The 13,113-nt window shown below is 38.6% G+C and carries 11 protein-coding genes; 7 read left to right on the top strand and 4 right to left on the bottom strand.

What is annotated here, in order from left to right:
• Positions 1-32 precede the first annotated feature (32 nt).
• The 3 genes from LV83_RS07780 to LV83_RS07790 all read left to right on the top strand — a co-directional run bounded on the left by LV83_RS07780 (position 33) and on the right by LV83_RS07790 (position 3,007).
• On the top strand, positions 33-509 hold the full coding sequence (locus LV83_RS07780; RefSeq protein WP_111610994.1) for a hypothetical protein: 477 nt from the start codon (positions 33-35) through the stop codon (positions 507-509).
• Between the two features lie 137 nt (positions 510-646).
• Positions 647-1,447 carry a polysaccharide deacetylase family protein gene (locus LV83_RS07785; RefSeq protein ID WP_111610995.1) on the top strand — a complete coding sequence of 267 codons (801 nt, stop codon included), beginning with the start codon at positions 647-649 and terminating at the stop codon, positions 1,445-1,447.
• Positions 1,448-1,474: 27 nt separating this feature from the next.
• Complete coding sequence (locus LV83_RS07790) at positions 1,475-3,007, top strand: glucuronyl esterase domain-containing protein (protein WP_111610996.1); 1,533 nt, start codon at positions 1,475-1,477, stop codon at positions 3,005-3,007.
• Between the two features lie 61 nt (positions 3,008-3,068).
• Here LV83_RS07790 and LV83_RS07795 read toward each other — a convergent pair whose 3' ends face one another.
• Both LV83_RS07795 and LV83_RS07800 read right to left on the bottom strand, forming a co-directional pair.
• Complete coding sequence (locus LV83_RS07795; protein WP_111610997.1) at positions 3,069-4,175, bottom strand: Ig-like domain-containing protein; 1,107 nt, start codon at positions 4,173-4,175, stop codon at positions 3,069-3,071.
• Positions 4,175-5,299: a hypothetical protein gene (locus tag LV83_RS07800; RefSeq protein ID WP_111610998.1), complete on the bottom strand. Its 1,125-nt coding sequence runs from the start codon at positions 5,297-5,299 to the stop codon at positions 4,175-4,177. Before LV83_RS07800 ends, LV83_RS07795 begins: the two co-directional genes overlap by 1 nt.
• Positions 5,300-5,568: 269 nt before the next feature.
• On the opposite strand from LV83_RS07800, the gene LV83_RS07805 reads away from it, so the two are divergent.
• Both LV83_RS07805 and LV83_RS07810 read left to right on the top strand, forming a co-directional pair.
• The gene (locus LV83_RS07805) at positions 5,569-6,720 is read left to right on the top strand and encodes a hypothetical protein (protein ID WP_111610999.1); all 1,152 of its coding nucleotides are present in this window, start codon (positions 5,569-5,571) and stop codon (positions 6,718-6,720) included.
• The gene (locus LV83_RS07810) at positions 6,720-7,937 is read left to right on the top strand and encodes a ChbG/HpnK family deacetylase (protein ID WP_111611000.1); all 1,218 of its coding nucleotides are present in this window, start codon (positions 6,720-6,722) and stop codon (positions 7,935-7,937) included. The genes LV83_RS07805 and LV83_RS07810 overlap by 1 nt, the downstream gene beginning before the upstream one ends.
• 24 nt (positions 7,938-7,961) lie before the next feature.
• On the opposite strand, the gene LV83_RS07815 is transcribed toward LV83_RS07810, so the two are convergent.
• The gene (locus LV83_RS07815) at positions 7,962-8,873 is read right to left on the bottom strand and encodes an oxidoreductase (RefSeq protein ID WP_111611001.1); all 912 of its coding nucleotides are present in this window, start codon (positions 8,871-8,873) and stop codon (positions 7,962-7,964) included.
• A 185-nt stretch (positions 8,874-9,058) separates the two neighbouring features.
• Between LV83_RS07815 and LV83_RS07820 the strand changes: the two genes are divergently transcribed.
• The gene (locus LV83_RS07820) at positions 9,059-11,083 is read left to right on the top strand and encodes a M13 family metallopeptidase (RefSeq protein WP_111611002.1); all 2,025 of its coding nucleotides are present in this window, start codon (positions 9,059-9,061) and stop codon (positions 11,081-11,083) included.
• A 55-nt stretch (positions 11,084-11,138) separates the two neighbouring features.
• Here LV83_RS07820 and LV83_RS07825 read toward each other — a convergent pair whose 3' ends face one another.
• A complete protein-coding gene (locus tag LV83_RS07825) occupies positions 11,139-12,581 on the bottom strand; it encodes a M20 family peptidase (RefSeq protein ID WP_245947019.1) in 1,443 nt (480 codons plus the stop codon).
• Between the two features lie 196 nt (positions 12,582-12,777).
• On the opposite strand from LV83_RS07825, the gene LV83_RS07830 reads away from it, so the two are divergent.
• On the top strand, positions 12,778-13,032 hold the full coding sequence (locus LV83_RS07830; protein WP_111611003.1) for a hypothetical protein: 255 nt from the start codon (positions 12,778-12,780) through the stop codon (positions 13,030-13,032).
• Positions 13,033-13,113 lie beyond the last annotated feature (81 nt).

Consider the following 13,113-nt stretch of genomic DNA (forward strand, 5'->3'; position numbering starts at 1 on the left):
GTAAAAATATAGGTCATGATATAACTTGCAGTATGAAAATCCCAAGTCTAGCCCAACTTAAAAAAGAACTTAGCTACTTAAATGAAAAGGAATTAATTGAACTGGTAGCTGATCTTAGCAAGTTTAGCCGTGATAATAAATCCTACCTTTTTTTTAAACTCAATGAGAAAGACAACCCACAACTCTATGTAGAAATGGTGCAGGAGGAACTAGAGCTTGATTTCCAAACGGCAAGGGGTGACCATTCATACTACGCGAAAAAAGCTGCTCAAAAACTTCGGAGGAAGATGAACAAGCTACTTAAGCTGAGTAAAGTCAAAACTGATCAAATCGAAGTTCTTCTGTTTTTCTGTGAAAAACTAAAGGAATACGGTTTTCTCAGACATAGAAATCAAGTGCTTGATAATATCTATCAAATGCAGTTGGCAAAAGCGGTTAAACTTATTTCACGCTTACATGACGATTTACAGTTTGACTACGAGGGTAGAGTAGAGGAGTTGACTAGTTGATGTTCTAGCTAGGATGTCGACTGTTTAAAGTCATCTGAGGACCGCTAATCATAATTTGCTTCGCTAAGTTTTTTGCAAACACTGGATTCAATCTGAAAAACCATAAATTCAGGAAACCCAACCTAAAACCTAGTAGAATGAAATCAACTTTTAGAATCCTATTGATAGGATTTCTCTTTGCAGTGCAATGCAGTTTTGCCCAAAAAGCTACTTCCACACGCTGGAAAGGCAAGCAAGCCGCAGTAGTTTTGACTTACGACGATGCGCTGAATGTTCATCTGGACAATGTAGTTCCAGCTTTGGAAGCTCATCAACTTAAGGGAACTTTTTACCTTTCGGCTTTTTTCCCAGGAAGTAAAAGCAGAATTGAAGATTGGAAAAAAGCAGCTGCTTTAGGCCATGAGTTAGGTAATCACACCCTCTATCATCCCTGCGATGCTTCATTACCCGGAAGGTCCTGGGTTTCACCTGACAATGATTTACATAACTATACTACAGAGCAAATTCTAAAAGAAATCCTCATGACGAATGTGTTTCTGGAATCTCTGGATGGACAAAAGGAACGGACATTTGCCTACACATGCGGAGACACGGCAACTGGTGAAGGTTCTTTTATGGAGGAAATCGAAGATGACTTTGTAGCCTCCAGAGGTGTGCGTGGGGCATTGAACGTGATTGGAAATATCAATTTACTTAATGTAGATAGCTATGGAATTAATGGAGAATCGGGCGAAGACCTGATTCAATTGGTGAAAGAAGCTCAGGAGAAAAATGCGCTGATTACCTTCCTTTTTCATGGAGTAGGAGGTGAGCATAACCTAAATGTATCTCTGGAGGCTCATCAAATGTTATTGGATTACTTGGCAGAAAATAAGGAAACTATCTGGACTACAACCATGCTGGATGCAGCAAAACATGTAAAAGAACTTCAACACTGATACGCTCAATATACCTTAAAACTTATAATGAAAAAGACAATTTTATTTACGCTACTTCTAGGAATTGGTGGTTTGTCTACTGCTCAAACGACTAAAGTAGATTCCTCTAAATATCCCACACCAGTTACTTTTACAAATGAGCAAGACCACGCCAATATGCAGCAGCAATTGGGTATCAAAGTGCTTCGTCCAGGCCCGAGTGGCAATGAATCTGCTCCAAATGCCGCAAACTATGATGAGACAAAAGCCAATCCTTGTCCAGAACTTCCGGATATTCTAACTACCGATGCTGGTCAAAAAGTGACTTCAGAGGAAATGTGGTGGCAAACTCGTAGACCTGAATTGGTCGATGCTTTAGAACGTGAAGTTTACGGCAAACTTCCAGAAAATATTCCTAATGTGAATTGGGAGGTGAAAATCACGGATCGGGAATTTGTAGCAAGAACTCCTGTGATAGCTAAGCAAATCATTGGGCATGTTGACAATAGCGCATATCCTTTGATTGAGGTTGACATCAATATGATGCTGGTAGTGCCAGCAAATGCCAAGGGACCAGTTCCGGTGTTGATTATGTTTGGCAGGCCTTCTTTTCCGGCTCCAGCTCAGCCAAATGGAGAGGATATGGAAATATTAAACACCTCCTTCAAGGAAATGATGATCAAGAATGATCCTTCCTTGCAAGCGCTTTTTGATAAATATCCAGCCTACAATCCAGTCACTCGATTGCCTGGTCCAAGTTTCTTTGCGCCAGCTCCAACTGGCGATTCTCCATCCACTGAGCAATTGCTTGCAGCAGGCTGGGGATATGTGACCATCGACCCAAGTAGCATACAAGCTGATAATCATGCTGGAATTACCAGAGGAATTATAGGTTTGGTGAATAAAGGTCAACCACGTTCTCCTGAAGATTGGGGTGCACTTCGTGCTTGGGCATGGGGCGCCGCAAGAGCTTTAGACTTCCTGGAAACAGAACCCTTGGTAGATGCTAAAAAAGTGGGAATTGAGGGAGTTTCCCGATATGGAAAGGCAGCTTTGGTGACTATGGCTTTTGAGCCTCGCTTTGCCACAGCTTTGATAGGTTCATCTGGAAAAGGAGGCACAACACTTCACAGGCGAGTTTTCGGCGAAGCTGTTGAAAGCCTTACCGGTGGAGAAAACTACTGGATGGCTGGAAATTACATGAAGTATGGAGCTGAAGAGTCTGTCTTTGGAAGAATGGATGGCTGTGATTTACCTGTAGATTCTCACGATATGTTAGCGCTGTGTGCACCTAGGCCTGTTTTTGTGAGCTATGGAATTCCTGAAAAAGGCGATGCCAAATGGCTTGATCAAAAGGGAAGTTATATGGCTGTGATTGCTGCTGGGGTTGCCTACAAACTGTTAGGATCATCAGATTTGGGCGTTTCCAATGATTACATGAAAGAAGAAATGCCACCATATAATACCGATATGTTGGACGGAGATTTGGCTTGGAGACAGCACGATGGAGGACATACGGATGGTCCGAATATGCAGCACTTTATTCCTTGGGCAAATCGGGTGTTGGATTACGAAAAATAATTTGGGATATATTGGCAAGATTAGTGATACAAAATCACGTTTGAAGTGAAGGAGTTAATCCTTATTCCTTCACTTCAAACTCAATAAATTGAAATTCTGAATCCTCTTGTTCAGAAGTTTGAATTTCCAGATCAGTTTCAAACAATCGATTCAAATTGTTTCCAGCTAGATCCTCCAATCTACTTGAAATCCTAACCTTGTACTTTCCTTTGTTCCAATTTGAATCAGGAGTGAAGTCTATGCTTTTTTCCTCATTTCCAATTTTCCACTCGCCATCGATTTCTTGATTTTTGTGCGATATAATCTTGAAAACTTCATTGAGCAAACTAAAATCGAGTGATTCTTCAAATTTAACTTTTAAGGGTGATTTGGATGCTGATCTTGGAATTTCCAACTGCCATTCTTGCGGAGCCGGAGAAATACTATCTCTAGCTACAACAGCAAAATCCTTTGAATAGTCCCGATCTAAAACTCCACCATTTAACCCTTTCCATTCAGAAGAAATAATCAGCTTATATTTTTCAGATTTGCTCAACGGAGCTCCCATTTTTTGATTAGGAATCAGGTCACGTTTGATTCTGCCCGGATCAAGCCAGACTGTCAGTAGCGTCTGATCTTCATTCCACAGTTCGGGTTGCAAATCCAAGAAAACACCTGATAGCGTATCAGTATCACCTTTAATTAGTGTCAAATAGTTGACGGATTGACCTTCACGCATTGGCTTCGAAAACTTCAAAAAGAGTTTCAGGAGATTTTCAGGAACACTATCCTGAGTTGGGTAAATTTCAACTAGTGAATGCTCAGAATCATTGGGATCAAAGCCAGGAATTAATACATCTCCCAGTTTTTTATCACCATTATATATTGCATAGCTCTGCCCTCTGGTGAAAGGGATCAGTGGTGAAAAAATAATCATACCGCCTTCTTCTTTTAATTCTCCAAGGATTGGAACGCGGTTACCTTCTTGCACTAGCCGAACTTCTATTTGAGAATTTCCGAGTTCATAAATGCTAAGTTTCTCCAATTGAAGTGCTACTGCTTTATCATTTTCCCAAACAATGGAAATAGCTTCCTCCGTCTCATTTGTACAGGAAAATTGGAATAGGACAACAAAAAAAATCAGGTTACGCAATCCACATAACCTGATTTCAATAAGCTCAATCATCATTATTTTGTCAAATTCTCAGCTTTATCTGATGACCAAAGATCGAGAGCCCCATTTGATTTCTTTTGTAAAAACACCATCGTCCCATCGTCCATTTTGGCTAATTGCTGTACATCGGTGAGTGGCGTTGATTCAAAGTCAACTCCATCCGTTTTGACATTATCAGCTAAAGGTTCTGTCAAGGATCCTTCAAAACTTTCAATATCCTTAAAATCAACTTGGAAAACAGGATGTCTTGAATTTGCCATAACCAGGTATGATTTGCCATCTTTTTTCATACTTATCAGGTCTAGCGGTTGATTACCATTCCCCATCTCAGCAATAGTTCTACCTTTTACATGAGTTCCAGCTTTCAATTCGTCCAGCGGAAACAAAACCAGAGGAGTACATGTGTAGCTAGCAATCAGGTATTCTTTCCCATTCACTTTACCAGTGGTAAAAGCTTTAATAGGTGAGGTAGTCTCATATCTTCCATGTGCTGCGTGAAAAATCTCCAAAGAGGCATAATCCTGCGAATCTGTGAAAGGAAATGGAATACTTCTGAAAGTTGAGCTGAATTCCTTATTGGATAGACCACTTACCATCAATTTGCCATCAGAATAGTCTATATCAGAAATAGTGGAAACTCGTAGCGATCGGCCTCTTCCATCTTTATCATCCACACCAGGTGAATTGTTAAGTTGCACTTCTGCAAATTCCACGTCCTTGAGCGTGACAGGAGCAAATTTACCCTCCGCCAAAGTCATTAAAACTGGAGTACCGTCCCCAGATTGAATTGCTAGATAAACCTTCTTTGAAATTGGATTAACGGCAATATCCAAAATAGAAATATTGTCTGATGTAGTGCCTAAAAGAGTAGCGATTTTCTGATCAATCGCTTTCACATCGATAGAAGAAACTGATTTCGGGCCCTTGACATCCTTGGTGTTTACCGCATAAACTGCTGCGCTTTTGGAGTCTCCAATAAATAAAATTCCTTCGGGGCCAAAAGCCAAAGAGGAAATAGACTTGACCTCCGGACTACCCATCTTTAGATTATAGGGCAATTCATCATTGCCTCGAAAGGTCATAGCGGCCAGAACCACCATGACTGTGCTTAATGCAACTAGTAAAACTGACTTTTTCATATTGTCTTGAGTTTAAGTATATCTTATTGCTAAACAGGAATTTATACAAAATTAAATTTGATTCAAAACAACTCTTTACAAGCGGTAGAAGAGGAATTCAATCAGCTAATTCAAGTCTTAAAGAACATCTGGCAGCAAATTGTTTAATAAAAATTTTATCCAGAAATGCTGTCAACCAATCAGTTAACTGGAATATCTCTAAAAATTAATTACTTTGTAGGTAGTTTGTTTTGAATACTTTTTCTCAAAATTTTTAATAACTACAGAATATGACAGGACTAATAGTATTAGATACTTTTATCAGTTTGGTTTTCATCTTCCTCTTGTACAGTCTCTTTACAATGACATTGATTGAATCGCTTACTTCAATTTTTAGCTCAAGAGCTAAGAATTTGATGGCAGGAATTGAACGGTTGTTAGCAGATGAAAATGAGTCAAATAAAACCAACCATACCATTGTAAATTTATTTTGGGCTTCAACAAATAGTCTACTTACAAAAGCCTTTTACACTCATCCATCAATTAGGTATCTAGGGCCAAAAGGTATAAACAGTAAACCTTCATATATAAGTCCTAATAGATTTAGCGAAACACTTGTTGACTTGTTACAAAAGGGAACGAATAGTAATGCAGTAGAAAACATTAGCGCCGCTTTGGGGATAATTCCAAAGTTTGAATTAGGAGAGCTAGAAGGCAATATCAAAGAGTTAGAGGAGGAAATCAAAATACTAAAGGGTATTGAATCTGTAGACGAATTTGAAGTTGAATCAGCTAAGCAAGAGCTGTCTTACCTCAAGTTAGAATTGGATAATAGAACCAAGACAAAGAATCCATTTCTCCCAGAGGATTTTATTTTAGGCACAGATACCAAATATCAATTCAATCTACTTTGGAATGAAGCCGGCGATGATATAGAAAAATTCAAGGGATTGCTAGAGCAATGGTATAACGATCAAATGGATAGGATTTCGGGTTGGTATAAAAGGAAGTTATCACTTCTTACTTTTATTCTCGGGTTCATAATTGCTTGTTCATTCAAGGTAGATACCATTCAATTAGCTATGGAATTGTCAAAAAATGAAGATTTGAGAGCAATCTATGTGGAAGGAGCTAAAGACATGATTGCTAATATTCAAACAGTGGATAGCATAAAACTTGAAGAGAATAGGCAATATTTTGATAAAAAGCTGCAAGAAAACAATCTTGTTTTTTCTGTTACTGATATCAGTTTTAAAGATATAAAATTCTTGAACTGGGTAGGTTTCTTGATCACCGCTTTTGCTATATCGCTTGGAGCACCTTTTTGGTTTGATCTACTAAGTAAGCTGATGCGCGTAAGAACCTCATTGCAGCCTGCAGCACCTTCGTCCTCAGGTACTTCTACTTCCAATGATGGGAAAAACACCAAAGCGGTAGGATAATGGAGACTTATAAAGGAATCGTAACCAAACTGGTTAATACTAGAATTTTCAAACCATCGGTAAATGCACCTAAATCCCAAGAACTTCAGCCGAGATGGGATGTGGAAATTTCACATGCCATACGGGGTGAACTTCATCGAGGTATAGATATTTGGTATGTTTTGACAAATCGTACTTTCGTATGGAGTGGGGCAGTTTTTACCAGCCAAAATATTCCAATCCTAGCAAAGCTATATTTAGTTACGGCTGATGATATTGGGGTAAATAAGGAGATAGATCTCGGTGCAAAACTTGCCCTAAAAAACGGATTGATTAATTCAATAGCTGTTCTGATTAATCGTACAGCTGATGCTGACGATGAGCATTTGGAAAGTCTTCATAAATTTCTCAATGAAACAAAAGGGCCTAATACGTCCGCGCCTTTGGCACATACCACCCATGTAGGATTGCATTATACTATTACATCAGGCAGGCCTGTTTCTCCTATTGAAGAAGTCAAAAATCTGGTTGATGAAAATGGATATTTTCCAGAATACAAGGGCTTGGATAGCAATTATGCTACTGACAGCTATGTGCAGCAAGCCATGCGTGAATTAGAATCCCAATACATCAAATTTAAAAAAGTTTTTAAGAGAGAACCTGCGCATCTTACTTCTCATCACGATGTTCACACATTCACCTATCCACTTTTCAATTCAATACATAGCTGGGCGATTAGCAAAAAAATTCCAATCCGTTCCCATAGTTTTTTGCCCCCAATAAGGAGAGAGTTTTATGATTTGGGTGTGAAACTGAATTTACCTTCAATCGATACGATGAATTCCTGGTCTATAAAATTGGGATGTCAATCATCGACAGACCATACTATGGTTGGACATTATGGTCCAGCACCTTTTCTTCCATTGATTAGCTATACTAGTGTGGTCAGGAAGAAGCATAAAACCTTAGATGGTGGGATTTATGATTTTTTGGCAAGTACAGATCAGACTCGGGAAATAATGGTACATATAATAAAGTCGGATCTCACAAAAAAGAGTGAGTTTAAACATCACTACAAGCCATTTGTGAAAGAATATCCTGGAGTAGATACAAGGTATTTTGCAGGAAGAGTTGCAGAATATGTTTCTTTGCAGACGAGGAAAACAGCCCTGGAAGGAAAATTAAACTCCTATTTCATTCCATTTGATTTTATACTTCCTGAAATAAGGAACGTTTAATAAGGTTTGAAAAAATAGGAGGATTTAAACATTAAATTTTTCTCCTGTCATCTCTTCCGCTACTGTCCATAGTTTAGATGCGACTAGTAGATCATGTGATCTTGAAGAAGAATTCACCACTTTAGGCGCACCTTTGATTTCTTTGAAACCAGAAGGGCCAAAATATTCACCGCCTTTGACAGTCGGATCCAAAGCTGCTCTTAAAGTAGGTAAAGCTCCAGCTTTGGCATCTTGTCCAATAAAGGAGGCAAATGGAGAGAATAACTTAGCTCCTATAATGGGCAATAGGTGGCCTAAATTAGTACTTGAGAAACCTGGGTGGGCTGCAAGAGATTTTAGCTTTAATCCCTTATCATCAATCCTTCTTTGGAGTTCGTATGCAAAAATCAAACATGCCAACTTACTTTGCCCATATACTTTCCAATTGGAATAGTTTTTTTCAGCATTCAGATTGCTAAAATTTATCCTCGCATTTTTATGGGCAAGACTGCTCAGCATCACTACTCTTGATCCTACGGTGTTTTTAAGTATAGGGAACAGTCGATTAACCAGTAAAAAATGAGCAAGGAAATTCACGCCAAATTGACTTTCAAATCCGTCTTTTGTTTTCTGAAAAGGAGGCATCATAATCCCAGCATTTGCTATTAAAAAATCAAGTCTGTTATGCTTTTCACCAAATTCCATTGCAAAATCCAGTACAGACTTCAGGCTGTTTAAATCAATGAGAATTATCTCCAAATCAGCGGCATGGACTTCCTTGATCATTTTGTCCATTGCCTTTTGAGCTTTGGCTAAGGAACGGCAGGCTAGAATGACAGTGATTTCCTTTTTTGCCAATGCCAAAGCTGTTTCATAGCCTAGACCAATATTGGCTCCTGTGACAATGGCAACTTTACCTTTTTGGGATGGAATAGATTCCAACTTAAATGTCTTCATAAAAAATATACTATTTTTTAAAAGTATGGACTTGCTTGATAAAATAATAACTACTGATAGTGAGCAATTTAGTGTAAAAAGCTTCACAAAAACAGCTGAATTTTCTATTCGTAGGAAATGCTTTTATAAACGGTGTTTGAGCACTTAAAGAAATCGATTAACTTTTTCACAAAATATTAGCCCATATGAAAAATCTACTGTTCGTCCTGTTAATACTATCCATCTCCTGCAGCCCAGAAGGAGAAACTAATGAGTCAAAAACGGCTCGAAACTTTGTGGAAGTATCAGAAATAGACACATCGATAAAGCCAGGTGACAATTTCTTCATGTATGTAAACGGCATCTGGTATGACACCGCAAAGATCGCAGATGATCAATCTGGTGTGGGATCCTATTCTTTTCTAAATATTCCTCAGAAGAAATTACTTGAGAATATTTTGGAGGAGGTTTCTAGAGCTGAAAATCCAGCAGGAAGTATAGAACAGAAAGTAGGCGATTTTTATGCTTCGGGTATGGATACTGAAGCCATCAATTCCAGAGGGTTTGAGCCCATCAAACCTATTCTTGAGGAAATTGAATCAATTTCTGATTTACCTTCTTTATTGAGTTTTGTGACAGATGAAATCAAATCAAATAGTGAATCTATTATTGGGTTGGGTATTTCTCCAGACGCAGAAAATAGTTCAATTAACATAGCACATTTTAGTCAAACAGGGCTTGGATTACCTGACCGGGATTATTATTTCAAATCGGATTCTTCGACCTTGGCAATTCAACAAGCATATCTGGACTATTTGGCAACGCTATTCCAGTTAACCGGAACAGATGAAATTACAGCTCTGAAGAATGCACAGAGTGTGTATGCGATTGAGAAAAAGCTCGCTGAATCTCATAAAACCCGAATCGAGCGAAGGGTTGTAAAGGAAAACTACCATAAAATGGCAGTTTCCGAACTGGATCAGAAGCAACCAAATATCCGTTGGTCAAGCATGCTGGATCAACTTGGGCTGGATGCAGATTCGGTAGATGTGAGGCAACCGGCTTATTATGAAACTTTGAATAGTATGCTAAAAACAGTATCCATTTCAGATTGGAAGAACTATATCAAAGCCCATACTTTATCGTCTTATGCTGAAGTTTTAAGTAAGCCTTTTGAGGACGCTTCTTTTGCATATGAAAAGGTAATCTCAGGACAATCCACCCAATTGACGCGAGCACAGCAAATGGTGCAAAAGGTAGATAGACAATTAGGGTTTGCTTTAGGTCAATTATACGTGAAACGCTATTTTAATGAAGATGCCAAAAAACGGGTTCTTGATTTGGTGAATAATCTTCAAAAAGCTTTTGAAAGCCGAATCAATCAATTGGACTGGATGAGTGACAGTACTAAAACTCAGGCAAAAGAGAAGCTTTATGCAATCACAAAAAAAATAGGATATCCAGACGAATGGAGAGAATATGATGTCAGCATTGATCCCACTAAGTATTTTGAAAATGTGCTTGCACTTCGTAAAGATCAGAGTCGGTACCAATTGGATAAGTTTGGTAAAGCTCCAAACAAGCTAGAGTGGGGTACGACTCCATCTACTGTGACAGCGTATTATAATCCTTCTTTGAATGAAATAGTTTTTCCAGCGGGCATTTTACAATATCCTTACTTCGATCTGTATGCTGATGATGCGATCAATTACGGTGGGATCGGTATGGTGATTGGCCATGAGCTAACTCATGCTTTTGATGATCAGGGAGCGCAATATGATAAGGATGGTAATGTAAAAAACTGGTGGACTGAGGCAGACTATGAGAAGTTCAAGGGCAAAACTCAGCAACTGATTGAGCGCTATGACACCTTCACTGTTTTAGATTCAGTTCATGTGAAAGGCGCAATGACTATTGGAGAAAACACTGCTGACAACGGTGCTTTATACATTGCATATGAAGCATTTAAACTAACTGAGCAGGGTCAGGATACTACAAAAATCGATGGATTCACGCCAGATCAGAGGTTCTGCCTTTCAATCGCCAGAATCTGGAGAGTCAAAACAAGAGATGAATTTTTGAGAACGTACGTGAATACAAATTCGCATTCTCCAGCCGTGTGGCGTGTCAATGGTCCTTTGATGAACTTCGATCCATTTTACACGGCATTTAATATTCAGCCCGGTGACGTAAATTATAAGTCAGAAGCAGAAAGAATCAAGATTTGGTAAAAAGCTGGGAGACTAAGGAAAAAGACTTCCTTAGTCTCTAGACTTTATCAATGAATCAGATTTCATTGAATTTTTTCATCAGTTGATAAGTAAACTGAATGATTTCCTTGTAGTTTTCTTTAGATATTTTCTCGTCGATTCCATGAAATCTACTCATAGTTTCCGGGCTAATTCGAAGGGGATAATACCTATACACATCGTCGGATATTTTATAAAAATAACGTGAGTCAGTTCCTCCACCAATTAATCCAGGGACTACCACTGTCTCAGGAAAAACAGACCGAACTGTTGCTTCTAAAAGCTTATATGAATCTGAGTCAATTCTCGAAGAAGGTGATGGATTAGTCAAAAAACCTGATTTTTCTACTCGTACTTTATCACTGATGGTATTCTCAATATGCTCCTGAACGGACTCTATTGTTTCTCCTTGAAGAATTCTAAAATTGATGGTAGCCTCTGCAACAGTTGGAATCACATTGTTCTTCACTCCGCCATCAATGATAGTAGGAGCTGTGGTTGTATGTGAATTGAGTGCTTTCAAAATAGGGCCTTTCAAAAGCCATAGATTAGCAAATGCAACTTTCTGAGCAAACGGCATTTCAGGCCCTAAATATTCAAGTTGGTACCGCACAGGATCTACTAATCTGTATGGACGCTGATTATTTTCCAAGTCAACAATTGCTTGGGCAAGCATTCCAATTGTATTTTCTCTTGGCGGAGCAGAACTATGACCACCATTTGTTTCTACAATTAATTTAAATGAGGCAAATCCTTTTTCCGCAACATTGATCATAGATACTGGTTGATCAATTCCCGGCACCATTCCTTCAGCTATCATTCCACCTTCATCTAGGGTAAAGGCAGCACGAATGCCTTTCTCTTCCAGATAATCAGCGATTTTAGCTGCACCATTTGCCCCGCCAACTTCCTCATCGTGACCAAAAGCAAAATAGATTGTTTGATTTGGGACAAAACCTTCTTTAATAAGCATCTCCGCACTTTCAAATAAGGCAATGAGAGATGATTTGTCATCCATAGTTCCACGTCCAATTATATGGTCTTCTGTGATTATACCTTCAAATGGTCCAGCTTCCCACATTTCCATAGTAGGGAGATCTACCGGCACCACATCCTGATGTGACATTAGGATAATTGGTTTTTTCGCAGGATCAGAACCTTCCCAAGTATAAAGGAGGCTGTATTCACTGATTTTGGTTAGCGACATTGTCTGATGCACCAAAGGAAAAGTTTCCGCCAAAAAAGCATGAAATCCATTGAATGCTACTGAATCTGGGATAGCATCTTCACTAAAGGAAATCGTCTGAAACTGTATGGCCTTTGATAGATTTTGAAAAACATCATCAGAAATTGTAACAGGCTGAATAGGCTGTGGTTCTACCTGTTTAGATTCCATTCTAAGGGCATTGAAAATCAAAACAGCCGCTAATAGGAGAACCAAAATAATTAGACCTAAAAATATTTTTGTAATTTTCTTCATGTGAAATCGGTATGAGGTTGGGGATAATTTGTTGAATATAAGAAAGTAGGCTGAATTCTTTGAAATTGATTTTAATCCTAATTAGAATTGCCTCTTTGCTTCAAATTCGGATAATCACAATCTCCTCCGGATATTTTCAGATCTTTATCCTACTTACACAGCAAAACTTCGCACACTAATCATTTGAAATACCCCTATGTTTGAAGGTCCTGATTATCCCAAATCAATCACTGAAGAAGAGTTTGAATCCTGGCTAGAAGAGGGTAGAGCAAGTAAAATCAGCTATCATTTTTTGCTGATTGTATGGAATGTGTATGATGAAAAATATAATCCTGTTTATGTGGAAACTAGAGATGAACTAACCAATTATGAATTATACCCTGATGCCAGAGGATCCGAAGCATTGATTGCAGTTTACGATCTCTATTCCGAAAGTAGGGTTAGTCTATAAGATAATAGCCTATTTTCGATAAAATGCACATTTCCATTTAATTAGACTTTGCCGATCAACCAATAAGCGGTGGATTCAAGT

The sequence above is a fragment of the Algoriphagus yeomjeoni genome (assembly GCF_003259505.1).
Taxonomy (GTDB): domain Bacteria; phylum Bacteroidota; class Bacteroidia; order Cytophagales; family Cyclobacteriaceae; genus Algoriphagus; species Algoriphagus yeomjeoni.